Below are 22974 nucleotides of genomic sequence, written 5' to 3'. Positions count from 1 at the left end.
CGACCGCTCCCCGAGCAACTGCCCTGACCTGCACGGAAAGAGAAGCCCGCAAGCGACGACCGCCAGCGATTCGGTCATGACTTGGCGTAAATGAGGTCATTCACAATGAGATCGGCGATCGCAGTGAGATATGCAATCGGGCCCAAGCTTGGCCGGAATGTTCAATTAACGACAACCTTTCGACCCGGCGCGCGCAGTCGATCGCCACGCCCCCCGGAGAGCTACGCTGCGTCAGTGATGGACAGTCCTGTACCGCCCCCGCCGTCGGGGCCGCGACCCCGCCGCCGAGACCGCCACGGCCGCGGCATGCGCGGGCCCGTCGCGCCTCCCCAGGTACCCCTTGCCGCGAGCCGCGCCGAGTCCTTCCGCGACCTCGTGCAGGACTCGGTGGAGCGACTGGAACGGCGCTGGCCGCAACTGGCAGACGTGGACTTTCTCGTACTGGACGTGCCGGGCGCGCCGGAGGAGACGGTGCCGCTGGGCACCTCGCTCGCCGCGAACAAGGGACGGCCCGCCCAGATCGTGGTCTACCGGCGGCCTGTGGAGATTCGCACGAAGACCCGCGACGAGCGGGCGATGCTGGTGCACGAGGTGGTCGTGGAACAGGTCGCGGAGCTGCTGGGGCTGGCGCCGGAGTCGGTGGATCCGCGGTACGGCCAGGACTGATCGCAGGCCGCAGACCGCAGACCGCACTGAACGACCGACCGGTTACGGCTACGCCTACGGCTGGTGACAGATTGCGGCTGACAGATTTCGGCATCTGTCAGCCGGACGACCACCGCCGTGAGTCGGTCAGGTGGTCAGGCGGTCAGTCGTCCAGTACCGACAGATCCTGCTCGGCCTCCGGCACCGCCACCGTCCCCCGGTCGTCCGGCAGCGTCTGCACCGTGAACATCTGGATGCCGTCCTGCGGCAGCGCCAGCATCCGCGACGCGTGCACCGGGCCGCCCGACTGCGTTTCGACGGTCAGCGCGTACGAACCCTTGAGCCCGGCCGGCACCGGCGGGGTGACGGCCAGCGTCGTACCTGCCTTGACCGTGTACGTCTTGACGACCGGGGTGCCGCCCTCGGTGCCCGCCGACGCCGTGACCTTCACCTGGGCGGCCGCACCCGGCGCCGTCAGCGCGAGCGTCGAGCCCTTGGCCCGGTTGTCGGCCGCGGTCGCCCGCTCCCCCACCGGTGCGGTCGCCGGGATGAAGGCCACCTCCTGCTTGTCGCCCTTGCCGCGTACGACGCGCAGCGCCGCGACCACCGGGGTGGCCCGGCCGCTCTGGGACGGGCTGAGGATCAGGGATCCGGCCTCGCCCTTGGTGACGTCCAGGAGGTCGACGCTCGTGGTCATCCCCGACTTGACGTGCACCGTCTCGTGTCCGGCCGGGGTGATCCTGCCGGTGGCGCCCGCGAGTTGCACCTTCAGATCGGCGTCGTCGTCACCGGGCGCGAAGACCACCAGGCGTACCGAGGTGGCGTCCGCCGGGATGCCCGGCAGCACCGCCGTGCCCGACGGGTCGGCCGATGCGGTCAGCCAGTCGCTGCCCGTCTTGTCCTCGGCGGCCCGCACCACCGCGCCCACGCGGCCCGTACGGGTGGTGACATGGACCGTCACATCCGCGGTCGTCTCGGAGGTCAGCGTGGACAGCAGAACCGGGACGCTGGATCCGGCCGGGACCGGGATGCCCTCGGTCAGCGTGGTCTTGAGGGCCCCGTCCTTGCCGTAGAGCTCGATGTCGGCGACGGCCGCGGTGGCGTCCGGGTTGGTGAGGTGGACATAGTCCTGGCGGTTCTCGGCCGTGGACACGCCGGGGAACCAGAAGTCGGTGTCCGGGCCGGTGCAGCCGACTCCCAGCACGCCGCGCGCGCTGCCCGCGGTCACCGTGGTGGTCTGCTGGGCGGTCCAGCCCGGCGCGAGGCGCCCGGTGGCGGTGCCGACGAGGGCGGGGGCGTCGCCGCCGCCGGCCTCGGCGCCGACGGGCTTGCCGGGCTCCTTCAGCGCGAGCACCGCCTTGTCCGGCGCCGGCTTCTTCGCCCCCTTCGCCGCGTCACCCTTCGCTGCGGCGGTGCCCTTCTTGGCCCCGTCCTTCTTCTTGGTCTCGTCCTTCTTGGGCGTCGCAGAGCCGGGGTCGGTCAACACCGCCGTGGACGCCTTCAGTTCGGCCGTTCCGCCCTTCGCGTCGGCCGACTTCCCGGCCGGGGTGAAGGAGGTGTACTGCGTCTGAGCGAGCTCGGAGCTGCTCGGCGCGGGGCAGAGCAGGCTGGAGCGTTCGACAGGCAGCCGCGCCGGGGCCTTCGCCTCCGTCGCCGCGCCGCCGTCGGGAGCGGTCAGCGCGGCGAGTCCGGTCACGGCGGCGAGTGCGGTGGTGGCGGCGAGCAGGGAGATGGTGGTGCGGTTCACTCTGACTCGCCTCGCGTTGCGTTGCCGGGGTTGCCGTTCGGGTCGGGGTGCTGGTTGGTCTCACCGTAGGCGTAGGGGTCGTACTGCCCGTCCGCGTACGGCGCCGTCTGGTACGGGTCCTGGTACTGGCCGGCCTGATACGGCTGTTGCTGGTACTGCTCACCGCTGTACTGCTCACCGCCGTACTGCTCGGCGCCATGCTGCTCGCCTGCGTACTGCCCATTGCCGTACTGGTACTGCTCGTTGGCGTACGGGGCGGCATATCCGGCATCCGTGTACGACTGTGCGTCCCACTCGCCGTACTGCTGCTGGGGCACAGCCGCGTACGGCGACGCCGGTTCCTGCGGTTGTTGTTGCTGCTGCTGCACGAAGACGTCCTGTTCGGCGGAGAATTGGGCGTACGCATCGGCAGCCACGGCAGCGTCCGCAGCACCCGCCTCCGTTTCCAGCTCCGCCTCCGCCTCCGCCTGAGCGCGCAGCCTGCGTGCCCGGCGCCCCTCGCCCGCCACGGGCTGCGCCGGTACCGCGATCTCCTCTTCCGGCAGGTCGTCGTCGAACTCCCGCCGCCTGCCCGGCAGTGCGAGCACCACCAGCACCAGCGCGAGCCCGCCCTGCGCCCAGATCCAGCCGGTGTGGGTGGCGGGGTCCTCGTACGTCAGGTCCAGCCGGCCGCCCCCGGCGGGGAGTTCGAAGCCCTGGGCCCAGCCGTCGACGACCGTCTTGTTCAGCTCGCGGCCGTCGAGAGTGGCCTGCCAGCCCTCGTCCGCGCGGTCCGCGATGCGCAGCACCCGCCCGGATTCGCCGGCCGGGATCTTGGCGTGCGCCTCGACGGCGTCGGACGCGACGGGCAGCGGATCCCCCTTGCCGGTGACGATGGTGGCCCGGGCGACCTGGCGGTCGACCCGCCACAGTGCGCTGCCGTCGAGCTGACTGAGGCGGCTCAGGCCGGGCGTCGCGTCCAGGACGCGGCTGGTCTGGCGGGGTGCTCCGTCGCGTACGAGTACGTAGCGGATGGCAAAGCCGCTGAGCTGGCTGGTCTGGTCGGCGCCGGAGCCCGCGACGAGGTTCGCGACGATCTTGTCGAGCCGGGCGTCGCTGCCGCCCGCTTCGGCGAGCTCGGCGTCACCGAGGCGGCCGCCGGAGCCGCGTACGAGGGTGTACGAGACCTTGGCCGGGGAGGTGCCGCCGAGCACGAGGGTGCGCGGCTGGTCACGGGTGTCGCTCTCCTCGGCGACGAAGGCGGGGACCTGAACGGGGTCGCGCCGCGACAGGGGGCCCGTCGCACCGTTGAGCATCCAGTTGCCCGCGGCGAGGAGGGGGGCGAGGCCGGCCGCGAGCGCGATGAGCCCGGCGACCGGCTGGCGCCAGCCGAAGCTCTGGGCGGCGACGCGTTCCCGGCCGCCTTCGGCGCCGAGGACGGCCGCGGTGAGGAGGGCGATTCCGTAGACGAGGGTGGCGGGTCCCGCCCATGCCGAGCCGTTCGCGATCACCGCGAAGATCAGCGCGATGAGGGCGACGGCCCAGGCTGCGCGGATCGCGAACTGCCGCTCTCCGCGCAGCAGGGCGGCGAGTGCCGCGAGCACGATGCCGATGAGCAGGATGCCGCCCGCGGCCTTGGGTCCGCCCGGGCTGATGCCGAGGAGGTCGAGCGCGCTCGCCGACCCGGTGCCGAATTCGAGTCCGGCCTCGCGGAAGAAGGCGGACGGACTGGTCAGCAGGGTGAGCGACCAGGGTGCGAGGACGAGCAGCGGGGTGCCGACGGCGGCAACGAAGCGCAGCCCGTACGCCGTGATGTCGTCGCGGCGCAGTACGAGGACGGCGATGCCCAGCACGAGCGCGAGCGGCCACACGATGGGCGTGAACGCCATGGTGAAGGTGAGCAGGAGTGCGTATGCCCAGGTGGCCCGCCAGCTCGGGCGTCCACTGCCGGTGCTGCGCAGACCGTGGGCCGCGGCGCCCGCGCGGGCGATGAGCGGCAGCAGGATCGCGAGGACGGCCGTGCCGAGCCGGCCGCCGGCGAGTGCGCCGGTCGCGGCGGGCAGGAAGGCGTACGCGATGCTCGCCCAGGCCCGCAGCAGCCGGGATTCCACGAGGGGGCGGGATGCGAAGTAGGCGGTGAGCCCGGCGAGCGGCACCGAGCAGACGAGCAGCACAGTGAGCGCGAAGCCGGTGGAGCCGAGGAAGAGCGTGGCCAGGATCGCGAGCACCGCGAGATAGGGGGGTGCGGTCTGGGTGCCGCCGGTGCCGAGGGGGTGCCAGTTGTCGGCGTAGCGGGACCAGAGGTCAAAGACGTCGGCGGGGGCTGGCAGCAGTGCGCCGCCGGCCAGCGATCCGCCGCCGAAGAGGCCACGGCAGGCGACGAGCGAGACGAGGAGCAGTACGGCGAAGAGAAGAGGACCCGGCTTGCGGGCGATCTTCTTCAGCCGTGCGAACTGCTCGATCTCCAGGAAGTCCGCGTCGTCCCCGCCGGGTCCCGATTCCACGGCGCCGTGCCGGGAGCCGCCCGAGTCGGAGTCGGAACCGCCGCCGATGTGGCCGGCGACCTGTTCGACGGTGGCGCGGACGGTCGCGCCGGGCGGCGGGAAGAGCGGTCGCAGTTCGCTCGCCTCGACGGCTCGCTGCGATCGTCTGCGGCGCCCCGCGATGATCCGCTCGGGCCTCAATAGGACGCCGAAGAGCCCCATGACTTCATCGACGGCCTGGCCGGGTGCCTTGCCGACGAGATACGCGAGCGTGCGCAGCAGGGTGCCGAACACGATGCGCAGCAGTACGTAGGGGAAGACGGCGCCACGTGCGTTGGTCAGGAGGGTGTAGACGGCGCCCGCCTTGTCGACGCGGTGCGGGCTGGCGACGGAACGGCCTGCGCAGTCGACTGTGCGGCGTTCGCGGGCGGCGGCCTCGGCGTGCCGCATGACGGCGTCGGGGGCGATGAGGACGCGGTGTCCCGCGGAGTGGGCGCGCCAGCACAGGTCGACGTCGTCGCGCATGAGGGGCAGTCGCCGGTCGAAGCCGCCGAGCTGGTCGAAGACGTCGCGGCGGATGAGCATGCCGGCGGAGGACACGGACAGTACGGAGCGGATCTGGTCGTGCTGTCCCTGGTCCTGTTCGCGGCGGTCGAGTCCGGTCCAGCGGCGTCCGCTGTTGGCGATGGAGACGCCTGCTTCGAGGAGCTGCTTGCGGTCGTACCAGCCGCGGAGTTTGGGTCCGACGATGGCGGCGTACTCGTCGGAGTCGGCGACGCGCAGCAGCTCGGCGAGAGCGTCGGGGGCGGGCGCGCAGTCGTCGTGGAGCAGCCACAGCCACTGGACGGGTTCGCCGTAGGGGAGTTCGGGCATGTCGTACGCGTCGTCGCGCCATGTCCTGCTGACCGGGTCCCAGCCGCTGGGCCGCTTCAGATAGGGCAGGTCGTCGGGGGTGAGGACGCCGGCCGTGCGGGCCGCCTCGTCGACGGCGGCGCCGAAACCGGTGCGGCGGGCGAGGTGCAGTACGCGCTCGGCGCCGAGTGCCTCGGTGATCAGCCGCGCGGAGTCGTCGGCGCTGCCGGTGTCGGCGGCGATGACGTTCTGGACGGGGCGTTCCTGGCCGAGAAGTCCGGCGAGGGCGTCGGGGAGCCAGCGCGCGCCGTCGTGGGAGACGAGCACGGCGGTGACGACATGCCGCGGGAACTCGGGCGGCTGTGCGGGGGCGAACGCGGCTGTGGTGGCGGACATTGAGGTACGGGCCCTCCGGCCGGGGGTCGCCCCGTAGGGGCGTTGGAGCGTCTTTGACGGGGCCCCACACTAACGGCTGGCACGAGAGCGGTCCGCCGACTGCGGTGAGGATGCAGTCGGCGGACCGTGGTTTACGTACGTGGTTGTGGTGTTTGGTCGGGCCGCGGGTGCCGGGTCGGGTTTCAGACGGCGGCCTTCTTCAGCCGGCGGCGTTCGCGCTCGGACAGGCCGCCCCAGATGCCGAATCGCTCGTCGTTGGCGAGGGCGTACTCAAGGCATTCGGAGCGGACTTCGCAGGCGAGGCAGACCTTCTTGGCCTCGCGGGTGGATCCGCCCTTCTCGGGGAAGAAGGACTCGGGATCGGTCTGGGCGCACAACGCGCGCTCCTGCCAGCCGAGTTCCTCGTCCGCGTCCTCGACCAGCAGTTGTTCGAACAGCTCGGTCATGTGCGCCCCTCGTCTGTCTTTTTGCGTCCCCGTGATGTCGCAGCTATCGATTTCGGCCGAACGACACGAGTGAAATTACAAGTGCGTGGATCCGGGCCAGTCAAGCCGAGATCTGCTATTGGGCCCGGTATTCACTCTGTGGAACCAAGGCTATGCGGAAAGTGTTCAAATCACCAAAAACCTGACACATGCCAGCGGCCTGCCCGCGCTCCCTCCCCACCAGCCACTCATGGGCGGCTCACGAGGAAGGACGCCGCAGGGTTCGATCTTGTTGCGATCTGGCCACTGAAGCGATCCGGATCACAATCCGATCACGGGAGCGCGGCGGCGTTTACGAGCGCGGTTGCAGCGCCATGTCTCCGCGACCACCGCCGCACAAACCTTTCTCCGGACGCCGTAACCGGATGAGGTGAAACATTGCCACCAAATCGGTCATTGAGTTGACAAGCAAAGAGGCCAACCGTCACCTTTGATGACATGCCAGCGACCTCAGTGCACTCCGCGACCCCCCTCCGTGGGTTCCGCAGCGCTGTCCAGGCCCGCTGTTGCTGTTCCAGCTGTTGATGCGCCGTAGCGCTCCAGCATCTCTTCGCATGTAGCTCAGCCCGCGAGTCCTGCGACACCCCAGCACTGCACGTTCTCTGCCGAGGAACCACCGCACCCATGAACAGCGACAGCGACCTCCAGATTGCCGGCGACATCCTCGCCGTACAGCACCTTCTCCAGCCCGCCCGCGAGCACCCGGCGACCGTCGCCGACTTCGTCGGGCTGGCCCGCTCCATCGCCGACGACCGTGCGCAGTGGGCCCACCTCGTCCAGTACGACAGCACCACCCGCTGGTACCACCGGCTGCACACCGGCCCCGGCTACGAGGTGTGGCTGCTGTCCTGGGTCCCGGGGCAGGGCAGCGGACTGCACGACCACGGCCTCTCCTCCGGAGTGCTGACCGTCCTCGACGGCGAGCTCACCGAGCGCACCGAGCGGACGTCACGGTCACTCGCGGCAGGCTCGCAGCGCGTGTTCGCGCCGGGCTATGTGCACGAAGTGGTCAACGATTCGCTCGAGCCCGCGGTCAGCCTGCACATCTACTACCCGGGTCTGACCGATATGCCGATGCACAGCTCCCAGTGCTCCCCGGCCGACCGGGACGTCGTACCCGCCTGACAAGCCCGTCGCCGGGCCACCACCCCTCAAACGATCAGGCTGCGCCTGACAGACTGTCTGCATGCGCATTGTGGTTCTGGCCGGCGGCATCGGCGGCGCCCGTTTTCTCCGCGGTCTCAAGCAGGCCGCACCCGAAGCGGACGTCACGGTGATCGGCAACACCGGTGACGACATCCATCTGTTCGGACTCAAGGTCTGCCCCGACCTCGACACCGTGATGTACACCCTCGGCGGTGGCATCAACGAGGATCAGGGCTGGGGACGCACGGACGAGAGCTTCCGCGTCAAGGAGGAGCTCGCGGCGTACGGCGTGGGCCCCGAGTGGTTCGGGCTCGGCGACCGCGACTTCGCCACCCACATCGTCCGAACGCAGATGATCGCCGCGGGCTATCCGCTCAGCGCCGTCACCGAGGCGCTCTGCGCCCGCTGGAACCCGGGCGTGCGGCTGCTGCCGATGTCCGACGACCGCGTCGAGACGCATGTGGCCGTCGAGATCGAGGGCGAGAAGAAGGTCATCCACTTCCAGGAGTACTGGGTGAAGCTTCGGGCGTCGGTGGCCGCCGAGGCCGTCGTGCCCGTAGGCGCGGACCAGGCGAAGCCGGCGCCCGGTGTGCTGGAGGCGATCGCCGCCGCGGACGTCATCCTCTTCCCGCCGTCCAACCCCGTCGTCAGCGTCGGCACGATCCTGGCGGTGCCGGGGATCCGCGAGGCCATCGCCGACGCGGGCGTGCCCGTCGTGGGTCTGTCCCCCATCGTCGGGGACGCTCCCGTGCGCGGCATGGCGGACAAGGTGCTCGCGGCGGTGGGCGTGGAGTCGACGGCCGCGGCCGTCGCCCAGCACTACGGCTCCGGACTGCTGGACGGCTGGCTCGTCGACACCGTCGACGAGGGCGCGGTGGCCGAGGTCGAGGCGGCGGGGATCCGCTGCCGGGCCGTGCCGCTGCTGATGACGGACGTGGACGCGGCCGCCGAGATGGCGCGGCAGGCACTGGCACTGGCCGAAGAGGTACGGGCGTGAGCTCGCCGTCGGCCGTGAACGCGCCCGGCTACCGGGTCTGGGCGCTGCCCGGCCTCGGCGAGGTGCGCCCCGGCGACGACATCGCCAAGCTGATCGCCGCCACCGAGCCGGGCCTGGTCGACGGGGACGTCCTGCTCGTCACCTCGAAGATCGTGAGCAAGGCGGAGGGGCGGGTCGTCGCCGCGACGGACCGTGAGGCGGCCATCGACGCGGAGACGGTACGGGTGGTGGCGCGGCGCGGCGCCCTTCGTATCGTCGAGAACCGGCAGGGCCTGGTGATGGCGGCCGCCGGCGTCGATGCCTCCAACACCCCTGCCGGGACAGTGCTGTTGCTGCCCGCCGACCCCGACGCCTCGGCGCAGGCGATCCGTACGGGGCTGCGGGAGACGCTCGGCGTGGACGTCGGCGTGATCGTCACGGACACCTTCGGGCGGCCCTGGCGCAACGGTCTGACCGATGTGGCGATCGGCGCGGCGGGGGTGCGGGTCCTGGACGATCTGCGCGGCGGCGTCGACGCACACGGCAATCCGCTGAGCGCGACGGTCGTGGCCGTCGCCGACGAACTCGCCGCGGCGGGCGACCTGGTGAAGGGCAAGGCCGAAGGGCTGCCGGTCGCGGTGGTGCGCGGGCTGCCGCAGCTGGTCGGCTCCGGTGACGGCGCCCGGGCGATCGTGCGGGTCGCGGCCGACGACATGTTCCGACTGGGGACCTCCGAGGCGGTACGGGAGGCGGTCACCCAGCGCCGTACCGTGCGGGAGTTCACCGACGAGCCGGTGGATCCGGGCGCTGTGCGGCGTGCGGTCGCGGCCGCCGTGACGGCTCCGGCGCCGCATCACACGACGCCGTGGCGGTTCGTACTGCTCGAATCCGCGGCTTCGCGCACCGGGTTGCTGGACGCGATGCGGGACGCATGGATCTCGGATCTGCGGCGCGACGGCAAGAGCGAGGAGTCCATCGCGAAGCGGGTGCGGCGCGGCGAGGTGCTGCGGCGCGCGCCCTATCTCGTCGTGCCCTGCATGGTGATGGAGGGCTCGCACAGCTACGGCGATCCGCGGCGCGACGGCGCCGAACGCGAGATGTTCGTGGTCGCGGCGGGCGCCGCCGTGCAGAACTTCCTGGTGGCGCTGGCCGGCGAGCGGCTGGGTTCGGCGTGGGTGTCGTCCACGATGTTCTGCCGCGATGTCGTACGGGACGTGCTGGGGCTGCCGGCCGAGTGGGAGCCGATGGGAGCGGTGGCGGTGGGGCATGCGGCCGAGGCGCCGCGGCCGAGGCCGGCGCGGGAGGCTTCCGCGTTCATCGAGGTCCGCTGACGCCTGCGCGCTCAGAGCTTGCCGATGTCGCCGCGAGGCATCTTCGGCTTGCGGCGGGCCGGGGCGTGGCCGCTGAGCAGGATGAAGCGGGCGGCGCGGTGGCGCTGGCCGGCGTAGGGGGCGAGGAGTTCGAGCATCGCCGCGTCGTCGGCGTTGCGGTCGCCCGCGAGGGCGTAGCCGACGATGCCGGGCAGATGGAGGTCGCCGACGGTGATGGCGTCGGGCGCGCCATTGCTGCGCTGGATCGTCTCGGCGGAGGTCCACGGGCCGATGCCGGGGATCAACTCGAGCCGTTTCTGCGCCTGTTCGGGCTCCATGGCCGCGGCCTCCTCCAGCCGGCGGGCGACGCGTACGGCGCGCAGGATGGTGGAGGCGCGCTTGTTGTCGACGCCGGCCCGGTGCCATTCCCAGGAGGGGATCAGGGCCCAGGTGCGGGGGTCGGGCATCACATGCAGGCGGGTGTCCGGCCCCGGGGCGGGCTCTCCGTACTTCCGTACGAGGAGCCGCCAGGCGCGGTATGCCTCATCCGTGGTGACCTTCTGCTCCAGGACCGAGGGGATCAGGGACTCGAGGACGAGTGCGCTACGGGTCAGCCGCAGGCCGGGGCGGCGGTGCTGGGAGGCGGCGACGAGGCGGTGGCGGGGGGTGAAGGCGGCGGGGTCGTCGCCCGCACCGAGCAGCGCGGGGAGCTGCTCCAGCAGCCACTCCGCGCCGGGTCCCCAGGCCTCGGCCTCTGCGGCGCCGCCGCGCATCGCTACGCGAAGGGTGCCGGGGCCGGCGGGGGTGCGGCTGGCGCGCCAGACGGAGCCGTCGGGGGTGATACGGAAGGTGGGATCGGCGGGGCCGCGGCGGAGTGGGCCGAGGACGAGGCCGAGGTCGAGGGGGCCGGGGGGCGTCCACCGCCGCGTCTGGGTGGCGGGCTCGGCGGTGGGCCGGGCGCCGGTCGGAGCGCTGGTCCCGGCGCCGGTCCTCGCGGCGGTGGCCTGCCGTGGGACGCCTGCGGGCACGACGGTCTCGCCGCCGCGGATGGTGGTCCCGGTGGGGCGGGGGGCGAAGCGTGCTGACACGGCGGGGGTCCTTGGGGGTCGGGGTGCGCACTCTGAGGGTAGGCGGTGTTGTTTCCCCTTAAATTCCCGCCGGTCGAGCTGTATTTTTCACGCGGCCGAAGGCCGCGTTCGGGGGAAAGGGGGCGCAGCCCCGCCACGTGGTGAGGGCAACTACTGGTCCGAGGAGAAGCGCACCGACGAGCCCGGCAGTACCGCGTCGCACCACACCCTCGCCCCGTCGCGCAGTTCGTTGTCCGAGCCCACCACCGCGCCGTCGCCGACCACCACCCCCGACAGCACCGTGCGGGCTCCGATCCGTGCGCCCGCGCCGATCAGGGAGGAGGAGATCACCGCGCCCTCCTCCACGATCGCGCCGTCGAGGAGCGCGCTGCCGTCGATACGGGCGCCCGAGGAGACCACCGCGTTCGCGCCGACGACCGTGCCGCCCGAGAGTTTGGCGTCGGCGGCCACCGAGGCCGACGGGAGGATCAGGCGGTCGCCGCAGCGGCCCGGGACTGCCGGGGAGGGCGCGCGGCCCAGCACCAGGTCCGCCGAGCCGCGGACGAAGGCCTGGGGGGTGCCCAGGTCCAGCCAGTAGGTGGAGTCGACCATGCCCTGGAGATGGGCGCCGCAGGCCAGCAGATCGGGAAACGTCTCGCGCTCGACCGAGACCGGGCGGCCCGTCGGGATCGTGTCGATGACCGAGCGGCGGAACACATACGCCCCCGCGTTGATCTGGTCGGTGACGATCTCCTCAGGGGTCTGGGGCTTCTCCAGGAAGGCCCGCACCCGGCCCGTCGCGTCCGTCGGCACCAGGCCGAAGGCCCGCGGGTCCTCGACCCGGGTCAGATGGAGCGACACATCCGCGCCCGACGACCGGTGTGTGGCGACCAGCGCTTCGATGTCCAGGCCGGTCAGGATGTCCCCGTTGAAGATCAGCACCGGGTCCTCGGGGCCCGACCGCAGCCGTGACGCGACGTTGCGGATCGCGCCGCCCGTGCCGAGCGGCTCCTCCTCGGTGACGTACTCCAGGTGCAGGCCGAGCTCGGAACCGTTGCCGAAGTACGGCTCGAAGACCTCGGCCAGATACGACGTCGCGAGCACGATGTGCTCGACCCCCGCCGCCCTGGCCCGCGCCAGTTGATGTGTGAGGAACGGGACGCCCGCCGCCGGGACCATCGGCTTCGGCGTGTTGACGGTGAGCGGACGCAGCCGGGTGCCCTTGCCGCCGACCAGGAGGATCGCTTCTGTCACCTTGTCGTCTCTGCTTCCTGCTGGGGCCGGCGTGGTCGCTCGTCGGGGTCAAGTCGTACGAGACCGGCAGTGTAGGCAGTGGGTCGGTGCATTCCCGGCCACCGGCATCAGCCACGTCCCTGGTACGTGGCCGCGGCGCTCCGGACGGTGCCGAGCTTGCTGTAGAGGCGGCCTCCCGGACAGTCGGTGATATATCCGTCCCGGTGTCCGGAAATGACATTGAAGGAAACCTTCACGCCCTTCGCGTACTTGCCGCTCCCTCCTGACGTCAGCACCACCTTGCCGCTCGGATCGGCTCCGAACAGCCCGAGCTTCCAGGCGGTGAGCTTGGCAATGGCGGTCACAGCTGCCGCCGGCGGGGTGGAGAGACTGTACGTGCCGAGTACTGCGATGCCCATGCTGTCCGTGTTAAATCCCAGCGTGTGTGCGCCGAGCACCGCCTTATCCACGCCTCCTGCGCGCCCTTCGTAGATGTTTCCGCACTTGTCGATGGCGAAGTTGTAGCCGATGTCGCGCCAGCCACTGCTCACGACGTGGTAGCGGTAAATACTGCGCAGGACGGAGGGCGCCTGCGCGCAGGTATAGCTGTTGCCGGTGGCGGTGTGGTGCACGAAGGCGGCCTTCACGGTCGTCGTGTAGGCGAATTCCTTCTCACGCAACGACTCGTCGGCGCCCCATCCCTTGCGCGTGATGATGCTCGGGCGCGGGCCGATGTAGGGCTTCTCGGCCATCTCCGGGTCAGCTGCCTGTGCCTTGGTCTCCTCCTCGGAGAGGGCCGGGAGTACGTCAGGCTCCTCCTCGGAGAGGGCCGGGAGTACGTCAGGCTCCTCCTCGGACAGGCCCGGAAATTCGTCAGGCTCCTCCTCGGACAGGGCCGGAAGTACGTCCCACTCCTCAGGCTCCCCCTCGGGCGTGTCCGCGGCCGTCCGGTTGGCCACGCCCGGCTCATGCCCCTCGGTCGGTTCGGGCGCGGCGCCCGGGTCGACGAGTTCGAGGCGCAAGCCCTTCGGCAGCGGGGCGCGTTCGGCCCGGCCCCCCTTTACCCGTACCTCCACACCGTCCGACTCCCCCACCCACAGTGGCGCCGTCGACCCACGCACCTTCCCCGAGTCGCTCTCCTCGGTGCCGCGGTCGGCCCGGTGCTCATCGTTGTGCGTCTCCACGTCCTGCCAGCCCGACCACCGTGCAGATCCGAGTGCCCGAGTGCGGACCTGGACCGTGCCGTGCAGTTCGGCGTCCACGTCGTCCCAGACGACGCCGACGAGCGAGAAGGGTCTGACGTCACGCTCCGTCAACCCCTGTTCCGCCGACCGCCCGAGGGGCCCGTCCGTGGCTCTCGGCCCGATCGCCTCCAGTGGCAGCGACTGAGTGGAGCCGGGTACATCCGGCACTTGTGAGGACGCGGCGTGCGCGCCGGAGGAAAACGAAAGCGGAAGAACCAGCGCGGCTGTGCACGCGACGCCGGTCGAGTAAGCAAGAAATCCACGCATGAACAAGATCCTGGGCCCCGTCCGTCGACTCTGCTCGACGGAAAACTGACTGCCCATCGGTCCGACCGGTGGAACCCGTCACCGGTACGGACGTAGCGTCCCCACCCCCGCCGCGTACGCTTGCGCGAGTGAACGCCAGCGACCGCACCCCTGCCGACCTGCTGCGATCCGCGCTCGCCGCGGACCCCGCCCGCCCCTTGGTCACTTTCTACGACGACGCCACCGGTGAGCGCGTCGAATTGTCCGTCGCCACCTTCGCCAATTGGGTGGCCAAGACGGCGAATCTGCTCCAGGGCGACCTCGCCGCCGGGCCCGGCGACCGGCTCGCGCTGCTGCTTCCGGCGCACTGGCAGAGCGCGGTCTGGCTGCTCGCCTGCGCCTCGGTCGGGGTGACGGCGGAGGTGGGCGGCGATCCGGCCGATGCGGATCTGGTCGTCGCCGGACCCGGGCAGTTCGACGCCGGGCTCGCCTGCGGCGGCGAGCGGATCGCCCTGTCCCTGGCGCCGCTCGGCCGCCGCTTCCCCGTCCCGCCCGCCGGGTACGCCGACTACGCGGTCGAGGTGCCGAGCCAGGGCGACCGTTTCGCTCCGTACGCGCCGGTGGATCCGGACGCGCCCGCGCTCAGTGTCGGCGGCAACGAACTGACCGGCGCCCAGCTCGTCGAGCGGGCCCGCGCCGACGCCGCCGGACTGGGCCTCACGCCCGGCTCCCGGCTGCTCACGGGGCGCGGATACGACACGTGGGACGGGTTGTCCACCGGTCTGTACGCGCCGCTCGCGGCGGGCGGGTCCGTCGTCCTGTGCCGACATCTCGACAAGCTGTCCCAGGAGGGCCTCGAGAAGCGGATCGAGAGCGAGCGCGTCACCAACACCGCGGTATGACAAGCCTCTGAGGTCCACCCGCTTGGCGCACACCCGGGCCGAGCCCCCCGCCTCCAGCCTCAACTCCGGTGGATGATCGGCGATACGCGTGCTTCAACGCACAACCAAGCGCGAGGTTCAGCCGTCTAGTCCTGCGATCGGCGACCCAGCGCGCCGCCGACGCCATAAGGATGGACGCAAACGTGACGGAAAGTGCCGGGGCCGGCGAAGCCGGCAAGGACGCCGCCGGTACGGATGGTGCCGGGGGCACCGACGCCAGTACGGGCGCGCTCCGGGGCGCCGACGATGCCGCGCCCGCGCCCGCGGACACCGGTACGGGGTCGCGTACGGAGACCGGTACGGCATCGGACACGGATCGCGGTGCGGACTCTTGCGCGGACGCCGGAACGGAGTCGGACACGGAAGTCGGTGCGGGCTCCCGCACGGAGTCGGACCCAGCCTCCTCCGCACCTGACGCGGACACGAAGTCGCGTCCGGTCGCCGAGGCGGACTCCGGCACCGACGCGGACACCGGCGGCGGCCACAACGGCGAAGACGGTAGCGGCGACGGCGACGGCGACGGCGACGGCGACGGCGACGAGGGCAACGGCGACGGTCGGAGCGAGGAGGGCGGCGACGGAGTCAACCGCAAGCACCACTGGCTTCGTTGGGCCGCCCTCGGTACCTCCGTCGTCGTGCTCGCCGCCGCCGGCGTCGGCTGGTGGTTCTACCGCAAGCTCGACGCCAACATCACCACCGACACCACCGCCGCCGCCGAGCTCGAGACGTACGAGAAGGAGCGCCCCACGCCCGTCGCGCTCGGCGCGCAGAACATCCTGCTCCTCGGCTCCGACACCCGCTCCGGCGCGGGCAACAGCAAGTACGGCCGCGACGACGGCGGCAGCCAGCGCTCCGACACCACGATCCTGCTGCATATCGCGGCCAACCGGCAGAGCGCGACGGCGATGTCCATTCCGCGCGATCTGATGGTCGACATCCCGAGCTGCCGCAAGCCCGACCGCACCCGTACGAGAGAGCAGTTCGCGCAGTTCAACTGGGCGTTCGAATTCGGCGGCGCGGCCTGCACGATCCGTACCGTCGAGCGCTTCACCGGCGTCCGCATCGACCACCACATGGTGGTGGACTTCAGCGGCTTCAAGGGCATGGTCGACGCCGTGCACGGGGTCGAGATCTGCCTCAAGGAACCGATCGACGACGCCGACGCGCATCTCAAGCTGCGCGCGGGCAAGCAGACGCTGAGCGGCGAGGAGGCGCTCGGTTACGTTCGGGCCCGGAAGTCCATCGGCAACGGCAGCGACACCGAGCGTATGGAACGCCAGCAACAGTTCCTCGGCGCGCTCGTCAAGAAGGTGCAGAGCAATGGCGTACTCCTCAATCCGACCCGGCTCTACCCGGTGCTCGACGCGGCGACGAAGTCGCTGACCACCGACCCGGGCCTGGATTCTTTGAAAGATCTGTACGACCTGACTCGCTCTATTCGCAGTATCCCGACCGAAAAGGTGCAATTCCTGACGGTTCCGCGACAGCCGTACAGCGCCGATCCGAACCGCGACGAACTCGTCGAACCCGAGGCGAGTCAGCTCTTCAAGCGGCTTCGCGAGGACACGCCTGTTGCGGTCGTCCCCAAGGGCAAGAACGGCAAGGAGGGCAAGTCCGACGAGGAAACGTCGACCGATGAGAAGCCGGACGACACCGGTACCGCGAGCCCGACTCCGGCGCCGACTTTCTCCGGCACGAATGCCGCTGTGGGCACGTGTGAGTAAAGCGATGGCCAAGTCAGGGTCCGCAGACCATGAAGATTGGGCGAATTGCCCGGTTGTAAGGGGCGTGGAATTTGTCACGGACGTCGCTCGACGTTGACCTGGGCGGATAGTGTGACGCGATCCGGTGCTTCCGACCTTGGGTCGCGCACTGCTGCATCGAAAGACCGAGCGCCCTTCGGGGGAGGCGCCTCGCGTGGCACCGACGGAGGACTCAAGCAACCGTGGATGCGCAAAGCCGTGGGCGGGCGGACGAGATCGACCCCGCCGACCAGTGGGTACTCAACCCGCAGACCGGCAATTACGAACTGCGACTGGACCAATCCGCACAGCATTCGTCCCCGCCGAGAAGTACCGCTGCGAGAAGTACCGCTTCGAAAAATGCCGCTTCGGGAACTCCCGCGCCCGGAAGCCGCCAGGGCCGCAGGACCGCGGCCCCGGGCCGCGAGGTGCCGGGCCGCGAGGTGCCGGGGCAGCGGTCCCGCCGCGCGGGCAATGCCTCCGGCGGTACGAATCCCCCCACGGCCGGCCGCCGCAAGCGCAAGCAGCCCGCGTCGCGCAAGAAGAAGGCGCTGCTGTGGACGGGCGGCGTAATGGCCTTCATCGTCGTCGCCGGCTCCGTCGGCGCGTACCTCGTCTACCAGCACTTCGACTCGAACCTGAACACGGTCGACGTCGCGGGCGCGGGCTCCGGCGGGTTCAACAAGGACCAGGCCATCAACATCCTGCTCATCGGCACGGACAAGCGGTCCGGCGAGGGCAATGACGGCTACGGCGACAAGAACAGCGTCGGGCACGCCGACACCACGATCCTCTTCCATGTCTCCAAGGACCGGACGAACGCGACCGCGCTGTCCATACCGCGAGACCTGATCACCGACATCCCCGTCTGCACGACCAAAACGGGGGACGGGGAGAAGGACATCGGCGGTACGCGCAAGACGCGGTTCAACGAGAGCCTCGGCCAGGAGGGCCGCGACCCCGGCTGCACCATGCGTACGGTCGAAGAAATCACCGGCGTCACCGTCGACCACTTCATGATGGCCGACTTCAACGCGGTGAAGTCCATGACGACCGCGGTCGGCGGTGTCGAGGTCTGCCTCGCCAAGGACATCAACGACAAGGACTCCAAACTCAACCTCCCGGCGGGCAAGCACGTCATCAAGGGTGAGCAAGCGCTGGCGTTCGTGCGCACACGGCACTCGGTGGGCTTCGGCGGCGACCTCAGCCGGATCGAGATCCAGCAGCAGTTCCTGAGCTCGCTGATCCGGAAGATGAAGTCGAGCGACACCCTGTCCAGCCCCACCAAGATGTGGGACCTGGCCGAGGCCGCCACCACGGCGCTCACGGTCGACAACGGGATAGGCAAGATCTCCCGGCTACGTGATCTCGGCATGGAGCTGGCGAAGGTGAACCCGAAGAACATCACCTTCGCGACCGTGCCGGTGGTCGACAACACCGACAAGGCGACCGTGCTGCTCAACGAGAGCAAGGCCCAGCCGCTGTTCTCGATGATCCAGAACGACACCTCGCTCACCGAGGTCAAGGAGAAGGAGCAGGACGCCAAGAACAAGCAGTCCGCCCTGCTCAAGGGGCCGCGGGCGGCCGCCTCCGACGTGCGGGTCGCCGTCTTCAACGGCAGCGAGAAGCAAGGGGCGGCGCTGTCGACCCTCACCTGGCTGCAGAACGAGGAAGGCGTACTGAAGTCGAGCAACGAGGGCAACGCGCCCGCCAAGCTCGCCAAAACGACGCTGACATACGCGCCGAACCAGGCCGATCAGGCCCGCAAGCTCGCGGACTTGATGGGTCTGCCTGCCACGGCGCTGAAGCCGGGCACGAAGGACGCCGTGGGACGTGAGGCGATGACGCTGACCCTCGGATCCGATTTCAAGGGCGCAGGGGTGCCCATCACCGGTCCGGCGAAAGCGCCGGAGGGTGTGCAGAAGGTCGAAGCGGACAAACAGGTGTGCGCCAAGTGACCCCGTGACACCGGGTCATGAGGAGCGCCTGAACGACAGGGGGGACCCGGGGTGGGAAAGAACAGCGTGCGGGGAGAGGGGACGCGTGACCGCGTCCCGCACGCCCGCGATCTGGGCTGGGACGATGGTCTGTACGGCGAGGGGGGCGACGACCACGCCGCCCGGGGCCGGCGCGGCGGAACCGGCCGTCAGGCCCGTACGGCGGAGGGTGTCGCGGCCGAGGGGCCAGGGGCCTCCGCGGACGGTCGGGCGCCCGGTCGTCGGCACAGCGGCCCCCACAGACACGGAAAACGCGGCAAGCGCCGCGTCCTGCGCTGGGTCGCGTCCGTACTGTCGCTGCTGATACTCGGCACGGCCGGCGCCGGATATCTGTACTACGAGCACCTCAACAGCAAGCTCAAGAAGGACGACCTGAACCTCGGCGGCAAGATGCGCGACCATCAGGCCAACGCCGCCGGTCAGGTCCCGCTGAACATCCTGCTCATCGGCTCGGACGCGCGGGACTCCAAGAAGAACCAGGAGCTCGGCGGCGCCAAGGACACCTTCGGCGCGCCGCCCCTCGCGGATGTGCAGATGCTGCTGCACGTCTCTGCGGACCGCAGCAATATCTCGGTGATCAGCATGCCGCGCGACACCGTGCTCAAGATCCCCGAGTGCCAGGACAGCAAGGGCAAGACGTTCACGGCCACCGGCTGGACGCTGACGAACGAGTCGCTCGGCCGCGGCGGCCCCGGCTGCACGGTGGCCACCTGGTACAAGCTCACCGGAATCACGATCGACCACTTCATGATGATCGACTTCGCCGGTGTGGTCTCCATGGCGGACGCCATCGGCGGCGTCCCTGTCTGCGTCAAGCAGAACGTCAACTCGCGCGACAGGCAGGGCCATGGCTCCGGACTGAAGCTGGCGGCGGGCACGCACCCGGTCAAGGGCGAGCAGGCACTGCAGTGGCTGCGTACGCGGTACGGCTTCGAGGACGGTACCGACCTTGCCCGTACCCACGCCCAGCACATGTACATGAACTCGATGGTCCGTGAGCTGCGCAAGAACACCAAGCTGACCGACCCGGCCAAGCTGCGCAATCTCGCCGAGGCCGCGATCGACGCGCTCACCGTCGACAAGGGCATCGGCAGCGTCAAGGAGCTCTACGACCTGGGCGAGGAGCTCAAGAGCGTCCCGACCGACCGGATCACCATGACGACCATGCCGAACTTCTACACCCAGCGTCCCGGCTTCAGCGGCAAGGTCGAGCCCAAGCCGGGCGACGCCGAGCAGCTGTTCCGGATGGTCCGTGAGGACATTCCGCTGGACGGCAAGGCGCCGAAGAAGAAGCCGGCCGCTCCGGCCGTCTCCAAGGACCCGGCAGCTGCGCCCGGTGAGATCGCGGTGATGGTGCAGAACGGCACGGGCGGGGACGGCCAGATCGCCCAGAAGGGCCGGGCGACGGCGGTCGCCGGGATCCTCTCCGGCAAGGGCTTCACCCGGGCACAGGCCGATGCCACGACCAACCCGCAGGAGAGCACGGTCATCCGCTTCTCCAACGCCGAGCTGGAGGGCGATGCGCAGGCGGTCGCCAAGTCCCTCGGGATTCCGCTGACTTCGGTGAAGAAGTCGACGGACGTCACCGGCATCACGCTGATCGTGGGCGCGGACTGGCGGCAGGGCGACACCTACCCGAAGACGGCACCGAAGGACGACAACAAGACGCCGACCTCCGCGCGGCCGCTGAACGGCAGCGACGACAAGGAGTGCATGGCGGTCCAGCCCGGTTTCACCTGGTAGTTCACGCGTACGCGAAGGAGCCCCGGTGCGGATGCCCGGGGCTCCTTCGGGTACGCGGCTGGATCAGGCGGTCTTGACGGCCGGGCGGCGGCTCGCGATGACCCTCTTCGCCAGCGCGCGAGGGCTGGTCAGGAAGCCGTACCCCCACGACATGTGCATGGTGGCCAGCGCAACGGGGATCTGCAGGCGCGCCTTGAGCGGCAGGCCCTTGCCCGCGGGGAAGGATCCGGCGACTATCGCGGCCACATAGCCCGCCGGGACGACGAAGCCGACCGGGCTGAGGGCCACGCCGGCCACCAGGCCCGCGACGATGGCGCAGACGGCCGTCGGCGGGGCGAGATAGCGCAGATTGATGGAGCCCTGGTGGTAGCGGGCAACGACATGGCGCCAGCGGCCGTAGTCCTTGTACTGCTTGGCGAGCGCCCTGACGGAGGGCCGCGGCCGGTACTGCACCCTGAGCTCCGGCGAGAACCAGATCTGGCCGCCCGCCTCCCGGATGCGGAAGTTCAGCTCCCAGTCCTGGGCGCGGATGAACTCCTCGTTGTAGCCGCCCTGCTGCTCCAGCGCCGCGCGGCGGAAGACACCCAGATACACGGTTTCGGCCGGGCCCGCCTGACCGCCGGTGTGAAATGCGGCATTGCCCACGCCGATCTTCGACGTCATGGCGGCGGCGACGGCGTGCTCCCAGTCGTTCTCGCCCTCGGCGTGCATGATGCCGCCGACGTTCTGCGCGCCGGTCTCCTCAAGAAGGCGGACAGCGGTGGCGATGTAGTTCGCGGACAGCATGCCGTGGCCGTCGACGCGTACCACGATCGGGTGGCGGGAGGCCTTGATGGCGGCGTTCAGCGCGGCGGGTGTGCGGCCGGTGGGGTTCGGGACGGTGTGGACGCGAGGGTCTTCGCGTACCAGCTCGGCGGCGATCTCGTCGGTGCGGTCCGTGGACGGCCCGAGCGCGATCACCACCTCCATCTCGCCGTCGTATTCCTGTTCGAGGATGTGACGGACCGAGTTGCGCAGATGCCGCTCCTCATTGAGGACCGGCATGATCACGGAGACAGGGGGCGTGGCGTTCATCGGGCGCCACGTTACCGCGAATGGGGGACACGGACGCGCGGCGGCCGGGTCGGTGCCGGTGGCCGCAGATCGTATCGGCCTACGGTGTGCACGATCCCCCCTGTCACTCGCGGAGGTATCCCCTCTGTTACTCGCGGAGGTATCCCCTCGTGCCCACGCCGCCCCGCTCCGCCCGTCCCCGGCCGAATGCCCAGCACCGGACCCGGCGGCCGGTCCAGCGGCCGCGCTGGGGGGTGCGGGTGGCGACGACGCTCTCGGTGCTGGTGCTCGGCGCGGGCGGCATCGGGCACGCGGTGGTGACCAGCCTGGACACCGGCATCAGCCGGGTGGATCCGTTCAAGGACATGAAGAACCGGCCCGAGGCGGGGCACGGCATGAATCTCCTGCTGGTCGGCACGGACGGCCGCGACAAGATCACGCGGGCTCAGAAGCACAAGTACCGGCTGGGGGGCGCGCCCTGCCACTGCACCGACACGATCATGCTGGTGCACATCTCGCAGGACCGGGAGCGGGCGAGTGTGGTGAGCCTGCCGCGGGACAGCTACGCGGAGATCCCTGAGCACACCGACGAGACCACCGGCAATCACCACGGGGCGCATCCGTTGAAGCTCAACGCGGCGTACGCGGAGGGCGGGCCGGCCCTGACGGTGCGGACCGTCGAGCAGATGACGAAGGTCAAGATCGATCACTATCTGGAGGTCGACTTCACCAGCTTCATGAAGACGGTGGACGCGCTGGGCGGGGTGGAGGTGTGCACGGCTCGGCCGATGAAGGACACATACACCGGCCTGAACCTCGGTGTCGGCACCCACAAGCTGGACGGTGGGCACGCGCTGCAGTATGTGCGCTCGCGCCATATCGACGGGGCGGCTGATCTGGGGCGGATGCAGCGCCAGCAGCGCTTCGTCGCGGCACTGATCAACCAGGCGACGAGCAGTGGCGTGCTGCTCAATCCGGTGAAGCTCCGTGAGGTCGCCTCGACGATGCTCAACTCCGTACGGGCGGATCAGGGCTTCGGAACGGAGGAGATGCTCGCCCTGGGGCGGGCGATGCGGGGCTTCACGGCGGCGTCGTCGGAGTTCACGTCCGTGCCGGTGAACAGTGTGGGCTACCCGGTGAAGGGCCTCGGCTCCACCCTGAAGTGGGACGAGCCGAAGTCGACGAAGCTCTTCCGGATGCTCCGCGAGGACAAGCCGCTCGCGCCGCACCGCCCGCAGCAGCCGAAGGCGACGACGGTCGATGTGGCCCCACGGCAGATCCGGGTCCAGATCTACAACGGCACGCGCACGGACGGTCTGGGCCGGAAGGTCGACGACGCGCTGCGGGCGACCGGCTTCAATACGACGCGCACGCCGGAGAGCAGGTCCGGCGCGGAAGTGCGGCGCACCTATGTGAGATACGACCCACGCTGGGACCGCTCGGCGAGATCACTGGCGGCGGCACTGCCGGGCTGCGAACTGCGGGCGGTGAAGGGCCAGGGCCCGACGCTGAAGGTGACGGTGGGGACGAGGTACAGGGGGGTGACGCCGGTCCGCGCGGAGGAGACGCACCAGGGGGAATTCGGAGCGGTGACGGGTGACCAGGTGGTGTGCCCGTAGCTTGCGACTGGGGGCCGGCCCCCAGACCCCCGGGACGCCCTCCGGGCGTGTCCTCAATCGCCGGACGGGT

General features: G+C 70.3%; 16 protein-coding genes. 9 read left to right on the top strand and 7 right to left on the bottom strand.

Going from position 1 to position 22974, the window contains the following annotated elements; all coding sequences use genetic code 11:
- Positions 1-237: 237 nt before the first annotated feature.
- A complete protein-coding gene (locus OG729_RS23895; RefSeq protein WP_360882024.1) occupies positions 238-666 on the top strand; it encodes a metallopeptidase family protein in 429 nt (142 codons plus the stop codon).
- A gap of 142 nt (positions 667-808) precedes the next feature.
- On the opposite strand, the gene OG729_RS23890 is transcribed toward OG729_RS23895, so the two are convergent.
- The 3 genes from OG729_RS23890 to OG729_RS23880 all read right to left on the bottom strand — a co-directional run bounded on the left by OG729_RS23890 (position 809) and on the right by OG729_RS23880 (position 6548).
- A complete protein-coding gene (locus OG729_RS23890) occupies positions 809-2392 on the bottom strand; it encodes a DUF5719 family protein (RefSeq protein ID WP_405808036.1) in 1584 nt (527 codons plus the stop codon).
- Positions 2389-6102, bottom strand: coding sequence for a glycosyltransferase (locus tag OG729_RS23885; RefSeq protein WP_405808035.1), 3714 nt, complete (start codon positions 6100-6102; stop codon positions 2389-2391). Before OG729_RS23885 ends, OG729_RS23890 begins: the two co-directional genes overlap by 4 nt.
- 182 nt (positions 6103-6284) lie before the next feature.
- On the bottom strand, positions 6285-6548 hold the full coding sequence (locus tag OG729_RS23880) for a WhiB family transcriptional regulator (protein ID WP_023541320.1): 264 nt from the start codon (positions 6546-6548) through the stop codon (positions 6285-6287).
- A gap of 663 nt (positions 6549-7211) precedes the next feature.
- On the opposite strand from OG729_RS23880, the gene OG729_RS23875 reads away from it, so the two are divergent.
- The 3 genes from OG729_RS23875 (at position 7212) to OG729_RS23865 (ending at position 10040) form a co-directional block, all read left to right on the top strand.
- Positions 7212-7712 (top strand): cysteine dioxygenase, encoded by a 501-nt coding sequence (locus OG729_RS23875; protein ID WP_405808034.1) that lies wholly within the window; start codon positions 7212-7214, stop codon positions 7710-7712.
- A gap of 61 nt (positions 7713-7773) precedes the next feature.
- Positions 7774-8730 (top strand): 2-phospho-L-lactate transferase, encoded by a 957-nt coding sequence (cofD, locus tag OG729_RS23870; protein WP_405808033.1) that lies wholly within the window; start codon positions 7774-7776, stop codon positions 8728-8730.
- Positions 8727-10040: a coenzyme F420-0:L-glutamate ligase gene (locus tag OG729_RS23865; RefSeq protein WP_405808032.1), complete on the top strand. Its 1314-nt coding sequence runs from the start codon at positions 8727-8729 to the stop codon at positions 10038-10040. The genes cofD and OG729_RS23865 overlap by 4 nt, the downstream gene beginning before the upstream one ends.
- Before the next feature lie 11 nt (positions 10041-10051).
- On the opposite strand, the gene OG729_RS23860 is transcribed toward OG729_RS23865, so the two are convergent.
- The 3 genes from OG729_RS23860 to OG729_RS23850 form a co-directional block, all read right to left on the bottom strand.
- Positions 10052-11107: a DNA-3-methyladenine glycosylase family protein gene (locus OG729_RS23860; RefSeq protein ID WP_405808031.1), complete on the bottom strand. Its 1056-nt coding sequence runs from the start codon at positions 11105-11107 to the stop codon at positions 10052-10054.
- A gap of 150 nt (positions 11108-11257) precedes the next feature.
- Complete coding sequence (locus OG729_RS23855) at positions 11258-12340, bottom strand: NDP-sugar synthase (RefSeq protein ID WP_360882038.1); 1083 nt, start codon at positions 12338-12340, stop codon at positions 11258-11260.
- Positions 12341-12447: 107 nt separating this feature from the next.
- On the bottom strand, positions 12448-13830 hold the full coding sequence (locus OG729_RS23850) for an N-acetylmuramoyl-L-alanine amidase (protein ID WP_405808030.1): 1383 nt from the start codon (positions 13828-13830) through the stop codon (positions 12448-12450).
- Positions 13831-13958: 128 nt separating this feature from the next.
- On the opposite strand from OG729_RS23850, the gene OG729_RS23845 reads away from it, so the two are divergent.
- From OG729_RS23845 to OG729_RS23830, 4 genes are all read left to right on the top strand, one after another.
- Positions 13959-14711 carry a TIGR03089 family protein gene (locus OG729_RS23845; protein ID WP_360882042.1) on the top strand — a complete coding sequence of 251 codons (753 nt, stop codon included), beginning with the start codon at positions 13959-13961 and terminating at the stop codon, positions 14709-14711.
- Positions 14712-14881: 170 nt separating this feature from the next.
- Complete coding sequence (locus OG729_RS23840) at positions 14882-16474, top strand: LCP family protein (protein WP_405808029.1); 1593 nt, start codon at positions 14882-14884, stop codon at positions 16472-16474.
- Between the two features lie 221 nt (positions 16475-16695).
- Complete coding sequence (locus OG729_RS23835) at positions 16696-18450, top strand: LCP family protein (protein WP_360882046.1); 1755 nt, start codon at positions 16696-16698, stop codon at positions 18448-18450.
- Between the two features lie 51 nt (positions 18451-18501).
- Entirely contained in the window at positions 18502-20232 is a 1731-nt protein-coding gene (locus tag OG729_RS23830; protein WP_405808028.1) for an LCP family protein, read from the top strand.
- Positions 20233-20295: 63 nt separating this feature from the next.
- On the opposite strand, the gene OG729_RS23825 is transcribed toward OG729_RS23830, so the two are convergent.
- Positions 20296-21306 (bottom strand): glycosyltransferase family 2 protein, encoded by a 1011-nt coding sequence (locus OG729_RS23825; RefSeq protein ID WP_360882050.1) that lies wholly within the window; start codon positions 21304-21306, stop codon positions 20296-20298.
- Positions 21307-21539: 233 nt separating this feature from the next.
- Between OG729_RS23825 and OG729_RS23820 the strand changes: the two genes are divergently transcribed.
- A complete protein-coding gene (locus tag OG729_RS23820) occupies positions 21540-22904 on the top strand; it encodes an LCP family protein (protein WP_405811258.1) in 1365 nt (454 codons plus the stop codon).
- Positions 22905-22974 lie beyond the last annotated feature (70 nt).

Origin of the sequence: Streptomyces sp. NBC_00210 (genome assembly GCF_045160975.1) — a bacterium.
GTDB lineage: Bacteria > Actinomycetota > Actinomycetes > Streptomycetales > Streptomycetaceae > Streptomyces.
Note: the sequence above shows the minus strand (reverse complement) of the source record. Positions and strands in the feature narration are given on the sequence as shown.